This is a genomic window from Lentzea pudingi (assembly GCF_014646255.1).
GTDB lineage: Bacteria > Actinomycetota > Actinomycetes > Mycobacteriales > Pseudonocardiaceae > Lentzea > Lentzea pudingi.
On record NZ_BMNC01000001.1, the window covers coordinates 221,772 to 246,486 of the forward strand.

General features: G+C 70.7%; 14 protein-coding genes. 4 read left to right on the plus strand and 10 right to left on the minus strand.

Annotation, left to right across the window (positions count from 1 at the left end):
- Position 1: 1 nt before the first annotated feature.
- The 3 genes from IEY88_RS01070 to IEY88_RS01080 all read right to left on the minus strand — a co-directional run bounded on the left by IEY88_RS01070 (position 2) and on the right by IEY88_RS01080 (position 6,117).
- Entirely contained in the window at positions 2 to 2,860 is a 2,859-nt protein-coding gene (locus IEY88_RS01070) for a discoidin domain-containing protein (protein WP_189152650.1), read from the minus strand.
- The gene (locus tag IEY88_RS01075) at positions 2,854 to 5,403 is read right to left on the minus strand and encodes an NPCBM/NEW2 domain-containing protein (RefSeq protein ID WP_189152651.1); all 2,550 of its coding nucleotides are present in this window, start codon (positions 5,401 to 5,403) and stop codon (positions 2,854 to 2,856) included. Before IEY88_RS01075 ends, IEY88_RS01070 begins: the two co-directional genes overlap by 7 nt.
- 99 nt (positions 5,404 to 5,502) lie before the next feature.
- Complete coding sequence (locus IEY88_RS01080; protein WP_189152652.1) at positions 5,503 to 6,117, minus strand: hypothetical protein; 615 nt, start codon at positions 6,115 to 6,117, stop codon at positions 5,503 to 5,505.
- A 19-nt stretch (positions 6,118 to 6,136) separates the two neighbouring features.
- Here IEY88_RS01080 and IEY88_RS01085 point away from each other — a divergent pair, with 19 nt between their 5' ends.
- Positions 6,137 to 6,301, plus strand: coding sequence for a hypothetical protein (locus IEY88_RS01085; RefSeq protein WP_169745998.1), 165 nt, complete (start codon positions 6,137 to 6,139; stop codon positions 6,299 to 6,301).
- Here the strand turns inward: IEY88_RS01085 and IEY88_RS01090 are convergent.
- Entirely contained in the window at positions 6,246 to 7,619 is a 1,374-nt protein-coding gene (locus IEY88_RS01090; protein ID WP_189152653.1) for an MFS transporter, read from the minus strand. The two genes, IEY88_RS01085 and IEY88_RS01090, sit on opposite strands and share 56 nt — an antisense overlap.
- A gap of 85 nt (positions 7,620 to 7,704) precedes the next feature.
- Between IEY88_RS01090 and IEY88_RS01095 the strand changes: the two genes are divergently transcribed.
- The 3 genes from IEY88_RS01095 (at position 7,705) to IEY88_RS01105 (ending at position 10,634) form a co-directional block, all read left to right on the plus strand.
- A complete protein-coding gene (locus IEY88_RS01095) occupies positions 7,705 to 8,259 on the plus strand; it encodes a TetR/AcrR family transcriptional regulator (protein WP_189152654.1) in 555 nt (184 codons plus the stop codon).
- Positions 8,260 to 8,355: 96 nt separating this feature from the next.
- Complete coding sequence (locus IEY88_RS01100; RefSeq protein WP_189152655.1) at positions 8,356 to 9,276, plus strand: ArsR/SmtB family transcription factor; 921 nt, start codon at positions 8,356 to 8,358, stop codon at positions 9,274 to 9,276.
- 11 nt (positions 9,277 to 9,287) lie between these two features.
- Complete coding sequence (locus tag IEY88_RS01105) at positions 9,288 to 10,634, plus strand: tetratricopeptide repeat protein (RefSeq protein ID WP_189152656.1); 1,347 nt, start codon at positions 9,288 to 9,290, stop codon at positions 10,632 to 10,634.
- 352 nt (positions 10,635 to 10,986) lie between these two features.
- Here the strand turns inward: IEY88_RS01105 and IEY88_RS01110 are convergent, their stop codons facing one another.
- The 6 genes from IEY88_RS01110 to IEY88_RS44980 form a co-directional block, all read right to left on the minus strand.
- A complete protein-coding gene (locus IEY88_RS01110) occupies positions 10,987 to 12,792 on the minus strand; it encodes a YehQ family protein (RefSeq protein WP_189152657.1) in 1,806 nt (601 codons plus the stop codon).
- The gene (locus tag IEY88_RS01115; RefSeq protein ID WP_189152658.1) at positions 12,789 to 13,892 is read right to left on the minus strand and encodes a VWA domain-containing protein; all 1,104 of its coding nucleotides are present in this window, start codon (positions 13,890 to 13,892) and stop codon (positions 12,789 to 12,791) included. The genes IEY88_RS01110 and IEY88_RS01115 overlap by 4 nt, the downstream gene beginning before the upstream one ends.
- Positions 13,889 to 16,132 carry a DUF5682 family protein gene (locus IEY88_RS01120; protein ID WP_229692980.1) on the minus strand — a complete coding sequence of 748 codons (2,244 nt, stop codon included), beginning with the start codon at positions 16,130 to 16,132 and terminating at the stop codon, positions 13,889 to 13,891. Before IEY88_RS01120 ends, IEY88_RS01115 begins: the two co-directional genes overlap by 4 nt.
- Positions 16,090 to 17,160 carry an ATP-binding protein gene (locus IEY88_RS01125; protein ID WP_229692981.1) on the minus strand — a complete coding sequence of 357 codons (1,071 nt, stop codon included), beginning with the start codon at positions 17,158 to 17,160 and terminating at the stop codon, positions 16,090 to 16,092. Before IEY88_RS01125 ends, IEY88_RS01120 begins: the two co-directional genes overlap by 43 nt.
- A complete protein-coding gene (locus tag IEY88_RS01130) occupies positions 17,157 to 20,747 on the minus strand; it encodes a DUF4132 domain-containing protein (protein WP_189152659.1) in 3,591 nt (1,196 codons plus the stop codon). The genes IEY88_RS01125 and IEY88_RS01130 overlap by 4 nt, the downstream gene beginning before the upstream one ends.
- Positions 20,748 to 20,864: 117 nt before the next feature.
- Positions 20,865 to 24,683 carry a DUF4132 domain-containing protein gene (locus IEY88_RS44980; protein WP_189152660.1) on the minus strand — a complete coding sequence of 1,273 codons (3,819 nt, stop codon included), beginning with the start codon at positions 24,681 to 24,683 and terminating at the stop codon, positions 20,865 to 20,867.
- Between the last annotated feature and the right edge of the window lie 32 nt (positions 24,684 to 24,715).

Sequence of the window (24,715 nt, forward strand, 5' to 3'; positions counted from 1 at the left end):
GTCATGCTCTCACCACAACGCTGCGCAGCGAGGCGTGGCCCGGCCGCCACCGGGTCGACACGGCGACGTAGCGGGCGGGCAGTGCGGACCCGTAGGTCTTGCCGTCCAGGCTGTAGGTGACCGTGTGCGGCGGCGGCACTCCGTTCGTCCACTTGAGACTGGTCGTGACGTTGTACGCGTCCCCGAGATCGACGACCATCCGGCCGTCCCGCCCCGGCGTCCAGGCGGTGCGTTCGGAGCCGTCGACCGCGGCGCCCGGATCGCTCATCCCGGGCGGCAGCACGGAGTTCGGGAACGTGACGCGGCCCAGCGCGAGGTCGTTGATCGGGAACGGCGTGACCAGCGGCATGCTCACCGTGCGCTCACCCCGGCCCAGCGCGACCGGAAGGCTCCGGCCGTCGCGGTGGACCAGCACGAACATGGCCGGGCCACCCCGGAAGGTGACGCGCTGGGCATTGTGCACGACGGCGGTGACGCCCGCGGGGATGCCCCGGGCGGTGAACCACGGCGCCTCGACCCGCGCGGTGGCGGCGGGCAGGCTGAGCGCGTACTCCGTGCCGTCACGGGTGGTGACCTGCGTGCCGCGGTACAGCCGGGTGCCCCGCAGGCGGACCGTGCCGGTGACGTCGGCGCCGGACAGGTTGAAGAGGCTGAGGAACCCGTCCGCGGCGCTCGCGCTCACCCCGGGAGGACATTGCGGGGCGGGTTCCGCGGCGATCTTGCGCAGATCGGCCCGGACGTAGCCCTCGACCAGGCCGGCGGGCACGGTGATCGTGTCGCCCCGCACGGTGATCGGCTCGGCGGACCGCGCGACGAACCCCGCGCGGCCGTCCACGTCGAGCCAGCCCGGCGTGCTCAGGTCCGCGCGGGGGTACGAGGCCACCGAGGTCCACGTGGCGCCGTCGGTCGACGTCTCGATGCGATAAGCGACGGCAGCCGCTGTCTCCCAACGCAAGCGCACACGCTGCACGGTCGTGGCGGTGCCCAGGTCGACGGCGATCCAGCTGTCCGCGCGGCCGCGTTCGGCACGGGCGACCGCCCAGCGCGTGGCCGGATCGCCGTCGGTCGCCTTCGCGGGTTCGTAGCCGGGGTCGAACGACGACGCCGTCGTCGTGCCCTGACCCACCTCGAAGTCGAACAACGAGTAGCCGTAGGTGGGGTGGGGCGTGACGCCGACCATGCGGACGTGCCGCGCGGTCGTGGCCGGGAACGTCAGTTCGTCGACCCGGAACCCCTCGCGTGCCTGGACCGTGACGCGGCCCGCCGACCCCGTGTACGTGCGGGCACCCGTGAGGATCCCTGTCAGCGCGAGGTTGTGCACGTCGACCCGGCCGGGGCGGGGGAGCGCGCAGACGATCGTGCCGGTCGGCAGGGTCGCGGTGCCGGCGAACCCGTCCGCGAACCGCAGCAGGCTCGCCGTCGCGTCGAAACCGTCGCGGATCTTCTGGTAGGCCACGGTGGTGCGTCCCGTGACGGCCACTGGTGGCAGCAGCATCGGGGTCGATCCGCTGATCTTGAACAGCCAGTCGTCGTGCGAGGGCTGCCAGGCGAGCTTCGTGAACCCCGGCTTCGTCACCGTGCCCGCCCACGCGGCCGCCGACTGGTGCGTCAGCAGGCCGGGGTCGGCGCCGTGGTCGATCGTGATCGCGGCGCGGGTGAAGAACTCCGCCTCGGACACGGGTTTCGCAGGTGGGCGCAGTTCGTGCAGCAGGTAGCTGATCGCGAGTTCCGCGCGTGCCTCCGGCTCGTACTTGGCCTCGCCGGAGAACTTCGCCAGCCGGTGGACCGGTGGGTGGGCCTGGTAGGCGAGCAGCCGCGACGCGAGCGCGGCCTCGGACCGGGCCGCCATCGGGTCGCGCAGGACGGTGGAGCGGAAGGCGAGCGGGATGACGTCCCGGCCGTAGAGGTGCTCGCGGTCGTTGACCATCGGCATCAACGGCTCACCGGCGTCGCTCATCGTGGCGAGGATGGTGCGCCACAGCAGTTCCCCGTTGGGCTGCTTGGTCAGCACCTCGGGCAGCGGCCGTCCGGCGAGCAGGAAGTGCACCGCGTTGCGGCCCGACGTGCGCCAGAGCTCCTCCTGGTAGTGCGGGCCGAACGAGCCGTGGTTCTCGACGATGAACGTGTCGTGCAGGTTCGTCGCGGTGTTGGCCGAGATCGGCGTCCCGTCCACTGTGGAGGGGTTGGCGAGGTCGGCGGCGGGCAGCCCCGCCTCGTTGCGGCTCCAGCGGCCGAACGCCTCGCGCCAGCCCGGTCCGTCGCCGTGCCAGGCCAGTCCGGGCGCGAGGGCCTGGGCGTAGACGCCCATCTCCTCCAGCTTGGTGTCGCCGCGGTGGCCGCCGGTGAGGCCGTTCGGCGTCCAGCTGCCGGAGCGCGGGTCGTTCGCGGTGCCGAGCGACGTCGTGTAGTCGGCCTGACCGCGCGCGATCGCCTCGACGTTCGCGCGTGTCCGCGGGTCGAGGTCGGGCCAGAGCAGGCGGGCGGCCAGCACGAAGTAGGACTGGAACGTGGTGTCCCAGAACAGGGTCTTGCCCCACTCGGTGCCGCCCGCCAGTACGTTGCTCGCCGCGAAGTGCTTGATCGTCGCGAGGGTGTGATCGCGCAGGACGTCCTTCTCGACACCGGCCAGCGCCGCGTCGTACGTACCCCTGGTGAGCAGGACGGCGTTGCCGAGCACGACCGCGAAGCCGAAGTCGGTGCGCCGGTAGCGTTTCGCCGTGGCGTCGTACTGCGTCTCGGCCCACTTCGTGTGCCTCAGCAGCACCTCGTAGTAGGTGTCCTTGAGTTGGGCGACCGAGATCTTCGGCGCGACGGCCAGCACACCCGTGGCGTACAGGAACGTCCTGCGGTTGATCAGCATGTCAGGGCTGCCTCCGCCCAGTCGGCGTGGTCGAAGTTGCGGCCGTCGCCGCCGTCGGTGACGCGGAGGCTGAGCATCCGGACGCCGCTGACGTCGACGTCGATCGGCACCGCCGCGCCCTTGCCCCGGATGGTTCCGCTGTCGTACAGGGGTTTGTCGTCGCCGTAGAGCTGGAACACGACCGAGCCCGGTTCCGTGGTCTCGTCGTCGAGGCCGATCTTCGCGATGAGGCGCTCGCAGCTCCTGCCGAGGTAGACGGAGACCTCGGACGGCGCGTGCGTGCCGAGCCCCTTGGTGTAGGTGACGCCGCCGATGGACAGCGCGTTGCCGTCACCGGCGGTGTTCTCGCCGTTGGACCTGTCCCGTTCGACCGGGCCCCAGCCGTTGGTCTCGCTCTGGAACGGCAGGTCGCTGACCTGCGCTCCATTCACCGGCGCCGGGGGAGGGACGAACGCCTTCACGGCCTGCTCCACGTGCACGCCGCCGAAGGTGGCGACGATCGGGAGGTCCACCGGGCCGGCCTGAGATCCGGCGGTGAGCCGCCAGCGGCCGTTGATCGACTCGCCGGGCGCGAGCCTGGGGCGGCGGATCGTCGCTCCGCTCACGGACCAGCCCTCCGGCGCGGTCGCCGTCAGCCTGACGTCGCGGATCTCCTTGTCGCCGTTGGTGAACGTGCCGGTGACCTCGATCGTCGAGCCCGCCGGGGTGTCGGTCGTGCCGGCCGGCGTGACGGTCAGGGTGGTCTTCGGGACCTGGCGGATCGGCCGGTCGCACGTCTTCAAACCGGGCCGGTAGCGGCAGACGACGGCCGCGAACCCGCCGTTGCGCCTGGTGGGCACGGAAAGCGTGTCGGTGTTGCGCAGGACCTGCGTGTCGCGCACGACGTCGGCCCGGATCGCGGGGTCGCGGACGGTCTCGACCAGCCACTGCCCGCCGCCGAGGAAGCTCAGCGGCGCACGGAGGGTGCGGTCCTGGGTGGCGATGCCGCCGACGAACCACCTCTCGCCGTTGCGGCGCGCGACCACGGCGTGCGAGTCGGGATCGCCGTCGAGCATCCGGGTCTCGTCCCAGACCGTCGGGAGTTGGTTGAGGTAGCGCAGCGCCTCCGGATGCCGTTCGTAGGCCTCGGGCTTGTCCGCGAAGTGGGTCCAGCCGGACTCGTAGACGACCGGCAGCGCGACCTCGTGCGCGATCGACGCCTCCTTCGTGCCGACTTCGAGCGACACGGGCGTGTAGTCCATCGAGCCGGCGACGTTGCGGGTGAAGAACTGCACGGGGTTGTTGGCTGCGGGCGGGTAGTTCTCCGCGCCGCGCACGGCCTCCATCGTGAGCACGTGCGGCCAGGTGCGCGCGAGTCCGTGCGGGATGGTGGAACCGTGGAAGTTGACCATCAGCCTGAGGTCGGCCGTCTTCTGCAGGACCGCGTCGTACCAGCGATAACGGTCCTGCGAGTCGGACTCCATGAAGTCGAGCTTCACGCCCTTCGCACCCCACTGCTTGATCCTGGGCAGCACGGTGTCGCGTTCCTGCGCGGTGTCGAGGTCGCTCCAGCGCAGCCACAACAGGATCTCGACGCCCTGCGCGCGGGCGTACCGGATGAGCTCCGGCACCCACGCGCTGCTCCAGCCCTCGTCGACCAGCGTGTACTCCCAGCCGTTGCGGGCGGCGAAGTCCACGTACTGCTTTTGCCGCGCGAAGTCACCGGGGCTCGAGTGCTCGCTCAGCCACGACCACGCGACCTTGCCCGGCTTGATCCAGCTCTGGTCCGCGACCCTCGCGGGGGAGGCCAGGTCGTCCACGAGCGTGGAGGTGCTGACCGTGGCGAGGTCGCCGACGATCGCGGTGCGCCACGGAGTCGTGCCGGTCGAGGCGACCTGGGCGTCGGCGAGCACGACCTGGAAACCGTCGCCGCTCTTGCGCAGTCTGCTGCCCGCGTACCGGCCGTCCACATCGGACTCGGTGAGTAACGCGAAGTCCTGGCCGTTCTGGAAGAGCGACGGGTAGCCGAAGTCACCGGTGGCCTCGCCCGCGGTCGTGCGCACGCGATTGGCCTCGTACCACGCGTTGTAGGGCAGCAGCCACGCCTTCGACTCGTCCGGGACGACGAAGCTGGACACCTCCCCGGTGACCGTCGCCGGCTGCGGCAGCACGTAGCGGTAGGCGACGCCGTCCGCCGAGACGCGCACGACCAGGTCGAAGCTGCCCGACGCGGCGCGGAAGCCCAACTGGCTCTCAGTCATCCGCGCGGCGCGCTGCACCCGTTTGCCGGTCGGCATCGCGTACCGCTCCATGACAACGCGGTCACGCCGTCCGGTGAAGACCAGGTCCTCCGTGAGATCGGCGGTCGTCGTGGTGAGTCCGACCGAAGCGGGCTGGAGCACGGTTCTGCCCTGCCTGCGGACGGCAAGGGTCAGATTTCCGCTGTTCAGGGCCACTTCCGCGGTGACCTGGCCCGGACCGGTGACGGTCCAGCCGGACGGCGCGGCGACGGCGGGCGCGGCGGGCAACAGCAGGGCGAGCACGAGTACAAGCAGTCGTGACATCGTTGTCAGCTCCCGGGGTGAGACCGCTCCCATCGTGTGGAGCCGATCACGTCCCGGTCAAGTGGCTGATAGTTATCAGTCCTCTTGCGGACAGGGTTTTCACAAGACCTTGATCTCGATCTCCTTGCCCAGTCTCGCGCCGTCCAGCAGGTCGAGGTCGTCACCACTCCAGAAGCGGCCCGGGTCGTACCAGTTCGGCCGGCGCTTCGGCAGCAGCCCCATCTCCTCGTACGTGACGGCCACGATCTCCGCGCAGAACGCGCTCTCGATCGTCGCGTCGCCCTTGGGCCCCAACGGAACCCGCCCGCGCACCCACCGCGACGCCAGCTTGGCGGTGGACGGGAACGGCGTGCCGTCGAGCCGCGCCACCGTCCGCAACGCCGCGTCCTCCATCTCGCGCGTCACCTCGTGCTCGAGCTGCCGCAGCCACGCCCGCTGCCCGTACTTGTCGTGCCACGTGACGACGGCGTCGCGCAGGTCGTGCAACTGGGCACCGCGCTGGTGGGTGCCGCTCCACATGTCCTTGAGCGACTTGCCGAGCTCGGCGTGCCACATCAGCGGCGGCAGGTCGTCCAGCACGATCGCCATGCCGACGTGGTTGACGGGGCTGTTCGTCATCGTCTGGATCGCCCGGTCCGCCGCACTGCGCCCGCGGAACACCCACACGTCCCCGGTGCGGGTCATCTCCACGGCTTTGTCCAGTGTTGTCGCCATGGGTCGGTAGCCTAGGCACATGAAGCTGTGGAAGGTGATCGGTATGGCCGCTTTCGCGGGTGTCGCGGCGAGCGGCGTGGTCGTCGCCCGCAACCAGCGCCGCCGTGCCGCCTACACGCCGGACCAGATCAGGGAACGTCTGCACGAGCGGCTGGCCGAGGCGTCCGCTCCCCGTTCGGAATGAGCCGGTAGGCCACAAAGGACGCCAGAGCCACCAGCGCGGCCGCCACCATGGCCGTGCCCTGCATCGCCTCGGTGAACGTGCCGGTCGCGGCCCACGCCGACAGCACGGTCCCGAGCACCGCGATGCCCAGCGCCGCGCCGAGCTCGTACGCCGTCTCCGACACCGCCGAGGCCGCGCCGGCCTTGTCCGCCGGCACCGCGGACACCACGGCGTCCGTCGTGAGCGTCAGCGCGAGACCCACCCCGGCACCGATGATCACCAACGCGACCGCGATGGCGCTGTACTGCGCCCAGACCCCGACGATCACCAGACCACCCGCGCTGGCCAGCAGACCTGCCGCGATCGCCCGGCCGCGGCCGAGCAGCCGGACGACGGGTCCGATCGCGGCGACGACGAGCACCCCGGCGAGACCCAGCGGCAGTTCGCGCAGGCCCGCCTCCAGCGGCGAGTAGCCCAGCACGTTCTGGAAGTACTGCGACAGGAAGAACACCAGCCCGGTCAGCGCGAAGATCGCGATCATGCTGGCGCCCACGGCCCCGCTGAACGCCGGTTCGCGGAACAGCGCCACGTCGATCATCGGGTGCCGCGAGGCCTGCTGCCGCCGCACGAACAACCACAGCCCCGCCACGCCGACGAGCCCGGCCGCGAGGGCCGTCCAGCTCGGCCCGCCCAGCGCGACCTCCTTGACCGCGTAGACCAGCGGCACGACACCGACCGCCGACAACAGGGCCGAGACCAGGTCGAACGGGCCGGGGTCCGGGTCACGCGACTCCGGCAGCCACCAAGCGCCGAACACGAGCAGCGCCGCCATTACCGGCAGGTTGATCACGAACACTGAACCCCACCAGAAGTGCTGCAGCAGCGCACCGCCGATCAGTGGCCCGAGCGCGGCACCGGCCGTCGCCGTCGCGGCCCAGACCGCCACCGCCCGCGTGCGTTCGGCGGGGTCGGTGAACAGGTTGCGGATGATCGACAACGTCGACGGCATGATCGTCGCGCCCGCCACGCCGAGCAGGGCGCGGGCCACGACCAACCAGCCCGCGGTCGGCGCGAACGCGGCCAGCAGCGAGGCGAGACCGAAGCCGAACGCGCCCGTGAGCAGCAGCTTCTTCCGGCCGATCCGATCGCCGAGCGTGCCCATCGTGACGAGCAGGCCGCCCAGCACGAACGAGTAGATGTCGCCGATCCACAGCACCTCCGCCGTCGACGGCGCCAGGTCCTGCTGCAGCGCGGGAATCGCGAGCGCGAGCACCGTGCCGTCCACCGCGATCAACAACAACGCGAGCGAGAGCACGCTCAGTGCTGCCCACTTACGCATGACGAACCCCCCTTAGCCGACCATGTGGTCTGCAAAGTAACGTACCGTCCAGACGGTCGGCTAGGCAAACGATAGGTTGATCACCATGCCCGGAGAGCAGCGCAACGCGCCCCGCACCCGCCGTGAGGTGCTCGCCGCAGCCGCGCGCGCCCTGATCGAGCAGGGCCCCAACGTCAGCCTCGACGCCGTGGCGAAGGAGGCGGGCGTCTCGAAGGGCGGCCTGCTGCACCACTTCCGCAGCAAGCAGGCGTTGATCGCCGGACTGATCGAGGAGTGGTTCGACCACTACGACGCGACGGTCACGCGGCTGCTCGAACCGGAGGACACCCCCGGCCGTTGGACCCGCGCGCACATCAGGGCGACCTTCGAACCCCAGGACCTGTGGTCGCACCCGTCCGTCGTGACGGCGCTGCTCGGCGTCCCGGAACTGCAGCAGCGGATGGACGTCGCCGCGACCCGCTGGAGGCAGCAGACCGACTCCGACGGCCTGCACCCGCAACGGGCGGACCTCATCTCCCGTGCACTCGATGGGGTGACGCTGGCGGACCTGCTGTGGCGCGACCAGGAGTCCGACGAGGAACGCTCACGCACCCGTGACCTGCTGCTGAAGCTCACCGAGCAGGCCGGGCCGCTCGTCTGACTTTGTCCACTGAACGTTGTCAACCGGAACAACGCTGACACCGGACAACGAAGTCTGCGTACCTTCGGAAGTGGTTGCACTCCGGGGGGAACGCACATGCCGATCGTCATGTCCGAAACCGTGCCCAAAGGGCGCGGACTGACCGTTCTGTTCGAGCTCGAAGACCTCGCGCGCACGCGGTTCGCCTCGGCGCCGCTGCCGATGTACGAGCTGGTGTTCACGGTGCACAGCGGCAACTGGGACCGCCTGCTGCTCCCGCACATCCGCCCGCTCGCCGAACTGATCAGACCCGGCCGTTTCCTCCCCGACTTCTTCAACTCCGCCCAGCCCGACTTCGACGACGCCGTGTGCCAGGTGCTCGACGTGCCCTCGACACGGGTGCGCGACCAGATCGCGAGCATGCTCGGCACCACCTCGCCGTGGCTGCGCTCGTTCGCGGCCGGCACCCCGACCTCACGCCAGGACCTGAGATCGGCGTTCCGCGCGGGCTTCCGCGACCTGCTGGGACCGAACTGGTCGCAGACCCGCCAGTCGTTCGAGGCCGAGGTACGACTGAGGTCGTCGCAGGCGGTGACGCGCGGCCTCGGAGACCTGCTCGGCCACCTGCACCCGTCGATCTCGTGGACCTCACCCGCCCTGCACGTCGAACTGGGCTGGGACACCGAGATCTCGTTGCGCGGCACCGGAATGCTGATCGTGCCGGTGCTCAACGGCCTGACCCGCCCGGCGGTGTCGATGTTCGCCGAACCCCAGCCGCTGCTCTTCTACCCGGTCACCGCACCCCAGCCGAGCGGCGCCAGCCTCGAACTCGCCCTGGGCCGCACCCGAACCCTGGTGCTGCGGGCGCTGACCTGCGAACGCACCACCACAGAACTGGCCAAGCACGTGGGCATCAGCCTGCCCACGGCCTCACAACACGCGACAGCCCTGCGCACAGCGGGCTTCGTCTCCACCCACCGCAACGGCAGGTCGGTCCGCCACCGCCTGACCCGGCGCGGCTGGGAACTGCTGAACTGAGGGAGGCCCGCATGTCCGCGATGCCGCGGTACCGCACCGACCCAAGCCCCCGAGCGCTGGCCACCCGCCTGCGCGCCCTCCGCACCGCAGGCGTCCCGGTGGCCTGCCACGTCTACGCAGGACTGGCCGCCCCCGCGCCGACCTCCGCGTTGCACGCGCGCATCACCCACGCCATGGCGAGCGCCTTCGTGACAGGCACGTCAGCGGCCGTCCCCCGCTTCGAACCACCACCCTCCGCCCAGCTACGCCTGCTGACGTCCGCCAGTTGGGGCCGCCTGGACGGCGGAGGCCCGGACATGACGACCTTCCCGGTCGACCTCGCCTCCGAACTGTGGTGGCGAGTCCACGAACGAGCCCTGGGCTCCCTGCGCCCAGCCGAACGCCGCCTCGCCTGCGACCTGCTGCTGCGCCTGGGCTACCCACACCGCGCAGCCGCGGTGATCGGCCTGAGCGTCATCGACCCGCGCAAACACGTGCTCTCCCCAGACCTGGCCCTGGAACAACTGGCCGTCCTGCGCTGCCACCTCCCGTCCTCCGCCGTGGAGGCGATGGCACTACGAGGAGCCAGATCCGGCCTCCCCGCCGAGACCCGCCGAGACCTGGCACTGCTGGTGGTCTTCCGCACCGCGGCCCGAGGCGCAGACTCCACCTCCCTGCAAGCCGCCGCCGCACTGGCGACGAAAGCCAACTCCGAACTACCGCAGAACGGCTTCACGGGCCTGCTGAACCGAGCACGCCTGCACCGCGCGATAGCCGCGGTCCCGTTCGTGCGCCGCGACATCGCCGAAACCCACCGCCTCCTGGGCCGCGCCCTCGAATCGCTGACCGCCATCACCCCGGCCACCGAGATGGACCGGCTCGCCTGGGCCGACGAGGCCTACGCCCTGCACGCGTTCCTGGTGCGGACCCACCTCACCGTGGGCCTGGGCCAGCGTGCTGTCGGGTACGCGGCCGAGCTGGTCGAGCTCAGTCCGGGCGATGACAGGACCTGGGCGCTGTCCGGGGACGCGCTGGCCGCGAGCGGCCGGCTGGAGGAGGCGCTGGACGCCTACGGCCGCGGCATCGCGCTGGGCGGGTGGGGTGCCGCTCGTGCCGCGTACCTGCGGGGGTTCGTGCTGGAACGGCTCGGGCGGGTGGCGGAGGCTGCCGAGGACTACGTGCTGTCCCAGCGCATCGACCCGACGTCGTCGGTGGTGGCCGGGTCGTCGGTGGCGGCTGGGGCCTCGGTGGTGGCCGGATCGGTTGGGGCGGGGCCGGTGGTGGCCGGATCGGTTGGGGCGGGGCCGGTGGTGGCGGGGCCGGTTGGGGAGGGGGCGGTTGGGCGGCACGTGCCTGGCGCCACGTATGCGGCGGGGTGACGAGGGTGGTCGCGCCTGGATCCCGCGTGCGATGTACGCGATGACGACCGGACGGTTCGCGCTTGCGCCTGGGTTCGTGTGCGCGGTTGGTTGAGGCGGTACCGGCAGTGCTAAGCGGTGCCGGTGCAGGCTGAAGCGGTGCCGGAGGAGCTAAAGCGGTGCCGGTGCAGGCTGAGGCGGCCACCGGAGGAGCTGAGACGGTACCGGTGGGACGGACCGTGCTTGGCGCCGTATGTGCTGTGGGCTGACGCGGTGCCGACCGCTCCTCCGCGCGATTCCACCTGACGCAACGCGCGAACACCGGATTTGGTTCCCCGGTTGTCCACAGGATGTCAGGTTGTCCACAGGGGCGTCAGCGGGCGTCGGCTGTCACCAGTAATCGCAGGTGCGCTGTCAGCCAGGTGGTCGGGGTTGGGGCGTCGGCGAACGCCGTTGTGTGGGTTGCCGCTGTGTGCAGGCCCGCGTTGTGCAGGTGGGTGCCTACCTCGCGGACGCGGGTCAGCAGGCTTGCTGTCAGGTGGTCCAGGCCTCGGTGTGCGGCCTCGGCCAGCACTGTCAGGGCGCTGTCTATCGCTGCGCTCAGCGGGTCGGATGTTGTGGTGCCTGGCTGGAGGGGTTGCGGTGTTGTGTCGGTCGTTAGGTCGGGCACCACCACGCCTGTCGGGGTGTGGACTGCCAGTGGGTCCACTACCAGCGTGCCCCGGTGGCGGCGGATTGTGCCGGTGATCGTTGTCGGGGTTGCTCGTAGTGCTGTTGTCAGCGCGTCCAGGGCGTTGGGGGCTACGGCTCGGTGGGTTGCTTCCAGTAGGCACGTTGTGCCGGTGGGGGAGTGCAGAGTTGCCGTCAGGCGTTGTGCGGCCGGGTCGTAGGCGAGGTCGGTGACCTCGGCTACTCGTAGAGCGCGGACCAGTTCTGCTTCCACCCTGGCGCGGACCTGGCGGGGTGGTAGTTCGGCCAGGGTGGTGGCGGCTGCGGTGTAGTCCTCGATCACCAGGGCCTGGGCGAGGTGGTTCCAGGCGGTGCCTACCGGGGTCAGCGAGGTTTTGGCTACGCGGCTGGTTTTCAGCGTTACTGCGCGGCTTGCGCTTCGGGTTGCCGATTCGGACACCACGTTCGACGCTGCCAGGTGTTGGCCTGTGCGCCTTGGGGTGTCGCGCTGTACCAGCACCACGTCGCCCGATGCGAAGTAGACGTCGGCTGTTGTTCCTGTGCGGAGGCGGGCGCCCAGTGCGGTCAGGCGGACGCGTTTGAGCGGGGTCTCGGCTGGTTCGTCCGGGCCCAGGACTTCGGCTCGTGGGCCTGTGGCCGTGGTGCGGGCGTGCAGTTCGGTCAGCAGGGCGGCGAACCGTTCTGCCTCGTAGTCGGCGCTTCGGTTGCGGTAGGCCGTCAGCTGGGCGAGCAGGTCGGTGATCACCGCGGCTGGCCAGTGCAGGCGTTGCGCGGTCAGGTCGCGGTGCAGGCGTTGCCAGGCCACGTCCAGCACCTCGCTCGCGTTCGTGGTGCCGTCCAGCAGTAGCTGGTCCAGCAGGTCTGTCACGGCGGTCAGATCCGTTGCGGTGGTGGGGGATCCGCCTACGTCGATGGTGTCGGCGCCTTGTTCGTCCGCTTCGCGGAATGCCCACACCGCCAGCGCCGTCGCTTCGTCCTTGTTGACGGCGTCGGTGTGGACGTAAGACAGGTCGCCGGGCACCAGGAACGTGACCGTGCAGGTCGGGAGTTCTGCCTGTGCCGTCTGGTCGTCCTGTGTCGGGCGGCGGAGCTTCGCGCGGTAGCCCGCCTGGTGGGCCCTGCGGGCGCGGCGCAGGGTGCGGTCGCCCATCAACGCCGCCAGTTCGGCGTCCGTCACGGCACCGGGCGACCACAGTTCGGTGGGGGCGCTTGCTTCCTGGGTGCGTTGGTACGCGAGGACGACGGCGATGCGGTGCCGGCAGACTCCTGCCGCGCCGCAGCTGCAGTGCGCCGCGTCGAGTGTGGTGCCTGGTGGCAGTGTGGTCGTGGTGCCGTCCGGGAACTTGACCCGCACGGCACCGGCCGGATCGGTGTCGAGGGCGGGGACGACGCCCGCGTCGAGCTCCTTGACGGCACGTTTCACCAGACCGCGGTTGGTCAGCGCCGCGAGCGCGTCCGGGGTCAGTGCCAGCAGGTCGGGTCTGGTCACCTGAGTTTCTCCGCAACGAATTCAGCCAGTTGACCGGGGGTCATCGCGCCGACGTGGGCGCCGGCGTTCGCGAGGCGCTGGCCCAAAGCCCTGTCGTAGTCCGGGTTCGCCTCGTCGTCCAGCGCTGCCAGGCCCAGCACGTGGGTGCCCTGCTCGCACAGGCCCTTGACCGTGCGGACCAGCCGTTCCTCGCTGCCGCCCTCGTAGAAGTCGCTGATGATCGCCACGATCGACCGGCGCGGGCTGTCCACGAGCTCGGCGCCGTAGGCGACGGCCTTGGCGATGTCCGTGCCGCCGCCGAGCTGCACCTTCATCAGCAGCTCGACCGGGTCCGTCACGTCCGAGGTCAGGTCGACCACGTTGGTGTCGAACGCGACGAGGTGCGTCTTGAGTCCCGGCAGCCCCCACAGGCACGCCGCCGTGACGGCCGAGTGGATGACCGAACTGGTCATCGAGCCCGACTGGTCCACCAGCAGGATCACCTGCCACTGCTCCAAGTGCCGCTTGGTGCGCGAGACGAACTTCGGGTGCTCGATCGCGAGCTTGCGCTCATCCGGTTGGTAGCGCTGGAGGTTCGCTTTGATCGTCGAACGGAAGTCGAAGTTGCGCGAGTTCTTGTGGATGCTCGGCCGGCGCGACCTGGTGCCGCTGAACGCCGTGCGCACCTCCGTCTTCAACTTCTCCATCAACTGCTTCACGACCGCTTCGACGATCTTGCGCGCCATCGCGAGCACGGCCGGGTTCATCAGGTGCTTGGTCCGCAGCACCGCGCGCAGCAGCGCCGGGTTCGGCTCGATCCGTTGCAGCACATCGGGATCCGTGACGACGTCGGTGATCTCGTACCGCTCGACCGCGTCGCGCTCCAGCCGCTCGATCGTCTCCCTCGGAAAGAGGGTGTGCACCTCGTCCAGCCAGTCGACGGTCTTGAGCACCGAGTCCTCGCTGCCGCCCTTGCGCACGCCGCGTTCGGCCAGCCCCGGATCACGTCCGTAGAGCCACTCCAGCGCCGCGTCCTGCCGGGCCGCGGCGCCCTGCAGGCCTCCGGTGCAGCGCGACGCCGGTTCGCCGAGGATCAGCCGCCAGCGTTCCAGGTCCGTCATGCCAGTCCGCCCTTCACCAGCAACGCGTCCACGCGCTTCTCGATCGCCATCGCCTCCGCCACGGTGATCGGGTCGGCGGTCAGGCGGGTGACGCCCTTCGCGCTGCCCTCGACACCGCGATGGGCGAGGACGGTGGCCGCGATGGTCTCCCTCTCCCGGGGAGGGAAGTAGCTGAAGGCGAGCCGCAACGCGGGCAGCGCCACCAGGAACTCGTCGGAGTCCATGGCACTGATCAGCTCGTCGAGCACCCCGACGAGGTCCGGGCTCGCCAGCACCTCTTCCCGTGCCACCGCGAACAACCCGGTGAGCCAGTCGCCGAGCGCCTCGACGGCCCGGATCTTGCCGACGTCCGGCTGGCTGCCGAGCGTCCAGGCCAGTCCGAGCGCCGCACCGCGCAGGTCCGGCGGCGCCTGCACGTCGTTGCTCACTCGGGTCGCCACGCCCGTGACGTCCACTATGTCCAGTGACAACGCGGATCTGGCGTGCAGCACCGCGTCCCTGGTCGCCGCCATCGCCTTGAGGCGGTGCGGGTCGGCCGGGGCCGGGCCGCCGTGCAGGCCCTCGACCAGCCACAGCACCCGCGCCGTGCCCACGTCGATCACGGAGCCCAGCAGCGGGTCCTTCCTGGTGCCGAACAACCTGTCGTGCCGCCACAGGCCGAGCACGCCGCTCAGCACGTGACCCAGCGCCGCCAGATCACCCGTGTCCCGGACGCCCTCGTTGAGCGACTGCTTGACCCTGCCGGACAGCGCCGAGATCCCGCACAGCACCGCGTCGAACAGGATCGCGGCCAGTTCTTCGAGCTGCGCGTGCCGGGACCGGCGTTCCAGCGCCACCCCGGCCGCTTCCTCCAGCGTGGCGCCGTTCTCGGCGGCCTCGATCAACGCGGCCAGCCGTTCCTCGACCGGCCGGAGCGTCCACTGCTCGTCCAGCTTCGGCTGCGCGCCCTCGGACGGACCGCTCGTGCGCTCGAAGCCGGGGATTCGCAGCACCCGCAGGCGGTGCAGGACCCGGCTGCGCTCCAACGCCTCCGGGTCCGTGAGGTCGAGCGCGACCTTGCCCTCCTGGTCGAGCCCGTGCGTCCGCAGCAGCTCCTGCACCGCGTTCACCAGCGGCGGTGCGGGCGTGCTCGGGTGCAGCCGGCCGACCTTGCCGCCCCGCAACGCCCCGAGCATCTCGACCAGCGCCGGGTGCGCGCCGGGCTGCAGCGTTCCGCGCCGCGTCCACGGTGGCGGCTGCGTCAGGTCCTCGGAGATCAACGCGCTGGTCAGCCCGTCGAGCACGTCGGTGCGCGCCAGGTTCTCGTGCCCGCGCAACCTCGCCAGCGCACCGGCCTGCGTGCGCGCCGCGATCAGGTCGGCCGTCGACACCGGCTGCTGCCGCCCGCGCAGCCGCGTCGCCACCGACTCGACCAGCCAGTCCGCCGCCCGTTGCGACCCTTCCTCCCAGACCCGCTGGTAGTAGCCGGGCGACGGCATGCCCGACTGGTAGCCGGTGAAGGCGTCCAGCCGTGCGTGCGAATACGGCACGAGATAGCTCGCACCCCGCTCGCGCTCCGGCACCTCAGGCCACTCGGTGCCGCCGTCGAGCTGCGCCTTGAGCGCGGCCGTGTGGAAGCCGCCGGTGATCACGACGACGGGCCGGTCGCCCGCGTCGTGCACCGCCGCCCGCACCCAGCGCGCCATGTACTCCTCGCGCGCCGAGTCGCCCTCGTCCGCGGTCGCCGTGCCGCGCAACAGGTCGAAGTACTCGGCCATGCCCTCCGGCTCGGTCTCGCACTCGAAGAGGTGGTCCCACAGCACGTCGACGTTGTCGACCGAGAACTCCGTGCACAGCCGGTCGACGACCTCGGTGTACCGCAGCTCCGCGTCCGCGTACCTGTTGTTGACGTCGCGGAACGCCTCGTGCCACGCGGGCAGGTCGATGAACCTGACCTCCGCGCCACAACGGCGTGCCTCGGTGATCGCCACCCACTCCGGCGAGTAGTCGCAGAACGGCGACCACGACGCGTGCTGGTCGGAGTAGCTGAACAACGCGACGGGCAACTCGTGCCCGAGCAGCAGCTCGTCGATGCGCTCGTTGAAGTCGGCGGGACCCTCGACGAGCACGTACGCGGGCTGCTGTTCGGCGATCGTGGCGGCGACCAGCCGGGCACAGGCGGGACTGTGGTGCCGGACGCCGACGAAGACGGCCCCCATCAGCCGGGCAGCAGGTGCCGCGCACGGTGCAGCTCCTGCCACTGGTCGCCCTTGCGCCGCACCGCGTGCTGCTCCAGGTACCGCCGCAACCGCGCCAGGTCCTCGGCGTTGTCCTTCGCCGCCGTGCCCGCGAGGCACTCCACGACGTCCGCCGCCGACCCGACCTCACCTCGCAGGAACCAGCCCCGCAGCCCGACCGCGTGCGCCACCGAGACGGCCTCGGCCGTGCTCATCACCGTGGTGAGCCTGTCGTTGCCCTCGCGCAGGTCGCGGAACGTGCGGACCAGGACCTCCAGCACGTCGCGCCTCGGAGCGAGCTCCACGCCGGAGCGTTCCAGCAGCTTCGCCGACTCCTGCTCGACCAGCGCGAGCTCGGTGTCGAAGTCCGCGATCGGGAACACCGTCTCGAAGTTGAACCGCCGCTTGAGCGCGGCGCTCATCTCGTTGACGCCCCTGTCCCGCGTGTTCGCCGTGGCGATCACGTTGAACCCGTCCTGCGCGAACACCATGCCGTCCGGGCCGTTCAGCTCACCGATCGCCATCACTCGGTCGGACAGCATCGACAGCATGCAGTCCTGCACCTCGAGCGGACAGCGCGTGATCTCCTCGAACCGCACGATCTTGCCCTCGGCCATGCCCCGCAGCATCGGCGCCGGCACGAGCGACCGCGGCGACGGACCCTCCGCGACCAGCAGCGCGTAGTTCCAGGAGTACTTGATCTGGTCCTCGGTGGTGGCCGCGCCACCCTGGATCGTCAGCGTCGACTCGCCGCACACCGCCGCCGCGATCAGCTCCGACAGCAGCGACTTCGCGGTGCCCGGCTCGCCGACGAGCATCAGGCCGCGGCTCGTCGCGAGCGTGACCAGCGCCCGGTCCACGAGGGACGGATCACCCACGAACTTCTTGGTGATGCCCCGCTTCTCGTCACCCACCACGAACTTGCGCGCGGCGTCGAGGCTCAGCGCCCAGCCGGGGGGTTTGGGCGCGGTGTCGGTGTCCCGCAGGCGCGCGAGCTCGTCGGCGTAGCGGACCTCGGCGGGAGGACGCTGCATCGTCCGGGTGCTGGTCATGACTGCAGGGACTCCAGTTCGGAGAGGATCTCGGAAAGGGTGATCGGATCGATCGCGAAGGTGGCCGGGGCGTCCCGCGGTGCGGACCACGTGCCTTGACCGCTGGGCGAGAACCACATGTCGCTGAAAGCGACCTCCGGGAAGACGTCCATGGCGCCCACCGCGATGCCGGGGTCCATCGCCGCGACGAGCGCGCCGCCGCCCGGGAACGGCCGGGTGATCCAGCACTCGACGCCCGCGTCCTGCGGCTCGCCGCGCACCCAGCCCTTCTTGGTGAGGCCGAGGATCTTCCCGATCGGGTACGGGGTGTCGCAGGACTTCTTCAGCCGGGGAAGGACGTCCTCTCCGGACGCCACCAGGTGGACCGGGCGGCCCAGCTGAGGGAACGGCTGGAGGATCTCGTAGTCGGCGAAGACCTCACCCCACGCCGGCGCCGCGTCCCGCAGGTCGACCGGGTGCGCCACGCGCACGACCGCGGTCTCGGGCAGCGTGAACTCGTCGTCGCCGGAGTCGGCGAGCGTGCGGTCCTCGGCCAGGCGGAAGGACTCACCGTCCGCGGTGATCCACACCAGGCGGCGGACGATGTGCCACAGCAGCGGGTGGCCGGCCAGGACCGTGTGGAACTCCTCGGCGGTCCAGGTGCGCTGGTCGACCATGGCCCGTTCGAGGCGTTGGATCTGGTCGGACGCGATGGTGCGGACGTCCTTCTTCAACGCCATGAACCGCTTGTGCTCCAGCGGCGCCTGGTCCTGGTCGTCCTTCGCGCCGGGCTTCGGGAGGTCCTTGCGGCGCTTGCCGTCCGGGTCCAGCACGAACGGCTTGAGCTGCTCGTCGAAGCCGACCGTGAACTGCCGCGGGCCGTAGTCGACCACCAGGGTCGCGGCGTCGTCGAGACCCAGGCGCGGGACCAGCCGGTCCGACAGCTGGTCGCGGGACAGACCGAGCTCCGCCGCGATCTGGGCGACCTTCTCCTGGGCCTTGGTCTTGAGGCCCTTGAACGACACCTTCTCGGCGATGCTGTTCAGGTGCGAGAGCGCGACCTCGGTGCCGATGTCGGCGAGGACGTCGAGACCTGCGACGGCGCGGGCGTGCTGGCTCTCACCCGGCCAGTTGCGGATCAACGGCGACAGCGCGCGCACCGTCGAGTCGTCGCCGAACCAGCCGAGCGCGGCCAGCGCCCAGCTCTCCTTCGACGGACCGCCTGCCTGTTCCCACGCCTGGAACGCGGCCCAGGCGAACGCCGCCAACGAATCGCGGTCGAGCGCTTCGCGGACGACCGGCAGCCCGGCGTAGAGCTCGCCGGGCTTGGACAGTGCGGCCGTCATCAGCAGATGACCGGCGGCCTCCGCGGACAGCGCGTGCGTGCGGTCCGCCAGCAGGACCTGCGGCAGCAGGCGCGTGTCCGCCCACTCGCCGATCGCCGGCAGCTTCGTGGGCAGCACGTCGACCGGGTCGACCGACAGCACGACGTCGATCGCGGCCTCGGCGCCGCACTCCCTGGCGATCGCGGCCACGTCGACACCGAGGTTGTTGTTCAGGTGCCGCAGCGCGGCCTCGGCGTTGCGGCGGGGGACACCGGCCTTCCCGGCGGCCGCCGGGATGAGCAGACGGGCGGCCTGCTCGCGGTGCCGGGCCAGCCACTCGAGGCCCCAGCGCCGGGCCGACTTGGTCCGGGCGAACCAGTCGGCCATCTGCGTGGCCACCTCGGCCGTCGCGAACGGCATCAGCAGCATCGCGGTCCCCGCGGGAGCGGACTGGACGTGCCGGAGCAGCGGCGGCGCGGCATCGGCACCGAACCGGGCGGCCAGGTTCTTGCCCCACTCCTCGACGCCCCAGCTGTAGTTCGGCGTCCAGTCCGTGAGCAGGTGCCGCACCTCGTCGTCGGGCGCGAGGAGGAACAGGTCGTTGTCGTAGTAGTCGACGACGCCGGCCAGGTACTCCTCGAGCAGCTTGCGCCAGTCGCGTTGGTCCTGCAGCCACGAAGAGCCGGACGCCAGCCACTCGGCGTGCTCGCCGGGCAACCAGCTCACCACCGGCTCCGGCAGCGGAAGGTCCTCCAGCACCACGGGTTTCACGGGCTTGCGGCGATGCAGCCACGGCGGCGACGCCAGCAACGGTGGCAGCAGGTCCGCGCTCGCCTCCGGCACGATCGCCTCGGCGGACTCGGCGAGCAGCGCGGCGACCTCGCCGGGCACGGTCAGGTGCGGGTTGCTCCGCAGGTGGACGTTCAGCAGCCGACGCACGGCCTCACCCGAAGACGCGCGCTCGGCCAGCAGCCGCGCCGCCCTCACGGGGAACGCCCTCATCGCGGACACCACGGCGGGCAGCACGTACTTCCCGTCCAGCCGGTCGAGCAGGATCGTGAACGCCTCGTCGGTCGGTAGCGCCGCGAGCACGGTCAACGCCTGTTTGCGGCCTCCCGTGCGCTGGTGGTAGCTGTCGGAGTCGAGCTCCTTCGCGAGCAACGGCGCGACGGCCGGCCCCAGCACGTACACCGCCGTGTAGAGCACGAACGCCGATGTCGTGAGCGATTCGTCGATGTCCCTGAAGTCTTCGAGGCTGCGGGCGCTGCTCGTCAGCATCCACCAGCGGCTTCGCGTGTACCGGTGCTTGCGCACCTGGGTGAACCAGTCCGCCCGCTCAGGGATCAGGTAGCACCGCAGCTCCTGCCCGGTCTCCGACTCGCCGAGCTCCTCCAGCGCGCCCTCGGCCGCCGCGCGCTCCTCGGGGCTCGCGACGGCGATCGCGTACCGGACGGCAGTGAGCATCAGGCCTTCCGGTTCACCGATCGACGTCTGGAAGTTGCCCGTGCGGTACCGCAGGCAGATCCCGGTCCACCTGCCGTGCTGGTTCCGCTGGTCGCTGTACGTGAGGCTCGTGAGCTGGACGACCGCGGTGGCGGCGAAGGCGAGGCCGTGGTCGGCGATCCAGGCGTGCACGGCGAGCACGCTCGCCTTCGTGATGGCCGCGATCGCCGCCGCTCCGACGGGATTCGGCTGCCCGGCCACGTACTCGCGAGCCGCGCTGACCAGGTCGGGCTCCGAGCCCTGGGCCGAGAAGGCCTGCTCGATCGTCTCGGCCTGGTCCGTGATCAGCTGCCGCGCCTGCTCGGCCTTCGCCGGGTCGACCGTGAACTCAGGCTCCGGGTGGAAGCCGCGCTGGCGCACCGCGTCCCGTGCCCAGGCCTTGGGCAGGATCCAGGTGTCTTCGTCGATGACGGGCGGGGGTGTGGGGCTGGGTTCTGTGGAGGGCTGCGAAGTGGCGGGGGCGCTGGTGGCAGGTGTGGTGCCGGGCTGCGCGGTGGTGGGCTTCGCGCCGGTGGACTGGCGGGCTGTGGCCGGTGAGGTGGTTGCTTGGCTTGCGATGCCGGGCTGGGCGGCCGGGCCTTCCGGTCTGTAGCCCTTCTTCTCCTTCTCCGCCACCAGTTTCGCGACGTGCGCGGTGGCCGTCTCGGCGGAGGCCAGCTCCTTGGTCTGGGTCTGGCCCGCGGTGCCGAGCCGTCCGAACCGGACGGTCACCGTCGCGCCGGACTGCTCGATCTCCCAGAACTTCGCGGAGCCGTCCGCGACGAGTTCCCACCTGCGCACTGCGTTACCTCCTGGGGCCACACAAGGGAGTTGATGTGCACGGACGTTACTCAGGGGGTCTGACAATTCTTCACGGTGAGCTTGAAGAGCTGATCAGACCCCCTGTCGCGCGGCTTGCTACCGCAGTGACTCCAGTTCGGACAGGATCTCCGAGGCCGTGATGGCGTCGGTGGTCAGGGCTTCGGTGGCGTTGCGCTGGGAGGACCAGTAGCCGTACCCGTTGGCGGAGAACCACAGCTCGGTGAACCTGACCTCGGGGAAGATGTCGATCGCGCCCACCGCGATGCCGGGGTCGAGGGACGCGACGAGGGCGCCGCCGGTCGGCAGCGGGCGGGTGATCCAGCACTCCACGCCGCCGTCCTGCGGTTCGCCGCGGACCCAGCCCTTCTTGGTGAGGCTGAGGATCTTGCCGATCGGGAAGTCCGCGTCGCAGTACTTCGTCAGGTGCGGCAGGAGGTCCTCGCCCGGCGGCACCAGGTGCAGTGGACGGCCCAGCTGGGGGAAGGGTTGGAGGATCTCGTAGTCGGCGAAGACCTCGCCCCAGGCTTCCAGCACGTCCTGGAGGTCCACGGGGTGCGCCACCCGGACGGTCGAGGCCTGCGGCAGGATGAACTCGTCGTCGCCGGAGTCGGCGAGCGTGCGGTCCTCGGCCAGGCGGAAGGACTCACCGTCCGCGGTGATCCACACCAGCCGGCGGACGATGTGCCACAGCAGCGGGTGGCCGGCCAGGACCGTGTGGAACTCCTCGGTGGTCCAGGTGCGTTGGTCGACCATGGCGCGTTCGAGCCGCTGGATCTGGTCGGACGCGATGGTGCGGACGTCCTTCTTCAGCGCCATGAACCGCTTGTGCTCCAGCGGCGCCTGGTCCTGGTCGTCCTTCGCGCCAGGCTTCGGGAGGTCCTTGCGGCGCTTGCCGTCCGGGTCGAGGACGTAGGGCTTGAGCTGTTCGTCGAAGCCGACGGTGAACCTGCGCGGGCCGTAGTCGATCACGAGGCTGGCGGCGTCGTCGAGACCCAGGCGCGGCACGAGGCGGTCGGCGAGCTGGTCACGGGAGAGACCCAGTTCGTCGGCGATCTGGGTGACCTTCTCCTGGGCCTTCGTCTTGAGGCCCTTGAACTTCACCTTCTCGGCGATGCTGTTGAGGTGGGACAGCGCGACCTCGGTGCCGATGTCGGCGAGGACGTCGAGGCCCGTCACGGCGCGGGCGTGCTGGCTCTCACCCGGCCAGACGCGGATCAGCGGGGACAGCGAGCGGACCGTCGAGTCGTCGCCGAACCAGCCGAGTGCGGTCAGCGCCCAGCCCTCCTTCGACGGCGCGCCGACCTCCTGCCAGCGCTGGAACACGGCCCAGGCGAACTCCGCCAGCGAACCGGGGTCGAGTGCCTCGCGGGCGAGTGGCAGCCCGGCGTAGACGTCGCCCGGCTTGGATAGCGCGGCCGTCATCAGCAGGTGCTTCGCCGCCTCGGCGGACAGGGCCTGCCTGCGGTCGGCCAGCAGGACCTGGGGCAGCAGGCGGGTGTCCGCCCACTCACCGATCGCCGGCAGCTTGGCGGGCAGCACGTCGACCGGGTCGACGGCCAGGAAGGACTCGAGAGCGGCGGCCGCGGCCGGGCTCGGGGCGAGCGCGACCACGTCCACACCGAGTGCGTGCAGGTGGCGGAGCGCGGTCTCGGCGTTGCGCCGCTCGGCACCCGCCTTGCCCAGGGCGGCGGGGACGAGGAGGCGCGCGGCCTGCTCGCGGTGCCGGGCGAGCCAGCTCAGCGCGATCTTGCGCACCTGCTTGAGCCGCACCAGCCAGTCGGCCATCAACGCGGCCACCTCCGGTGTGGCGAAGGGCAGCAGGATGACCGCCGTGCCCGAGCTCCGCTCCGCGATGCGCAGCAGCGGGGGCAACGCGTCGAAGCCGAACTTCGCCGCCAGCCGCTTGCCCGCCGACTCCGCGCTCCAGCCGAGGTTCGGCTGCCAGTCCGCGAGCAGGTGCCGCACCTCGTCCTCGGGCGCCCCGACGAGCAGGTCGGCCATGCGGTAACCGATCCGGCCCGCCTTGTACTCCGCCAGCCAGTGCTGCCAGGTCTTGTAGGGGTGGGTGTCCCAGTGGCCGTCCCTCAGCCACTCCTCCCGCTCGCCCGGCTGCCACGTGATCGACGCGCCGGGCACCGGCAGGTCAGGCACGACCACGGGCTTCACCGGCGGCTTCCGGTGCAGCCAGGGCGGCGAGGCCAGCACCGGTGGCAACGCCTCCGCCGGAGCCTCCGGCACCACGACCGTCTCGACCTCGACGAACCCGGCCGGCGTTTCGAGGTGCGGATACGTCTTGAGGTGCACGCCGAGCAACTGCCGCAGTTCGGCGCTGCGGTCGGCGCGTTCGCCCAGCAACCGGGCCGCCCGCGCCGGGAACGCGGCCATCATCGACAGCACCGCCGGACGCACGTACTTGGTGTCGATCCGGTCGAGCAGGATGGTGAACGCCTCGTCGCTGGGCAGCGCCGAGAGCACCTTCAGCACCTGCTTGCGGCGGTCCGAGCGCTGGTACGGGTGGTCGAGCGCGACCGCGAGCAACGGCGCGACCGCCGGGCCCAGCACGTAGACCGCCGTGTGCAGCACGACGCTGCTGTTGGACAGCTGCGCGTGCTCGAACTCCTCGAAGGTGGTGGCGCTGCAGGGAAGGACCCACCAGCGGTGGTTCGAGTTCGGCGTCTGGGCCGCCTCGTGGAACCAGTCTGACCGGCCCGGCATCATGAACGTGCGTGCCAGCTTCGCGTTGACCAGGTCTTGTTCGCCGAGCCTGGAGAGCACGGCTTCCACCGCGTCGCGTTCGGTGTCGGGCGCGACCGCCAGTGCGTACCGGATCGTCTTGAGCATCTTGCCTTCGACGTTGTCGAGGTTGATGTGGAGGTAGCTGCGGGACACCACGCGCTCGGGGCCGTACTCGCGTTGCTGTGAGAACCATTCGCGCGCGCAGGCCAGCTTGGTGAACTCGATCGTGGCTTCTGTCGCGAACGCCAGGCCGTGGTCGGCGATCCAGGCGTGTGCCGATTGTTCGCCGATGGTGAGGATGACGGCGATCGCTGCCGCGCCCAGGGGGTTGGGGTGGCCGGCCAGGTGGTCGCGGGCTGCTTGCACCACGTCGTGGTCGGAGGTGGGTTCGGACAGGATCCGCTCGAGGGTGGTGTCCGTTTGGGTGGTGTCTGTTTGGGTGGTGGTTCGGCGCCTTGCTTCTTCTGCCAGGGCGGTGTTGACCGCGAACTCCGGGGCGGGGTGGAAGTCGCGTTGGCGGATCACGTCGCGCAGCCAGGTTTTGGGCATGGCCCAGGTGTTTTCGTCGGTGGGTGGGGGGAGTTCGGTGGTGGGGGAGGGGGTGTTGGAGTGAGAGGCGGGAGGAGAGAGGGGCGGGTGAGGCGCTGGGGGAGTGGTGGTGGGCTGGGTGGCGGTCTCGGGTGGGGTGGCGGGGTGGGTGAGGGCGGGGGTGGTGGGGTGGGTGGCGCTGGCGAGAGTGGTGGCCGGCTGGGGCATGCCGGGGGAGATGGTGGTCGGCTGGGGCGTGCCGGCGGAGGTGGTGGTGGATTGGGTGGCGTCGGCGGGCTGCGTGCCCGGCGACGTGTCCACCCCGACTGGGGCCGTGGTGGGCTGGCCGGCTGGTCGAGTTGTGGCGGGGGCGGACTGAGGTGCGCCGGCCGGAGAGACGGTGGCGGCTGGCGTGGTCACCTCGCCTTCGGTGGTGGTGGTGGTGGCGGCGACTGCGCGGTAGCCCTTCTTCTCCTTTTCTGCCACCAGCTTTGCGACGTGCGCCTTCGCTGCCTCTGCGGAGGCCAGGTCCTTGGTCTTGGTCTGGCCGTGCGTGTCGATCCGTCCGAAGCGGACGGTGACCGCGGCGTCGGCCTGGCTGACCTCCCAGAACTTCGCCGCGCTGCCCGAGACGAGCTCCCACCTGCGCACTGACTGCTCCCTGCTGTTCGATCCGAGGTTGT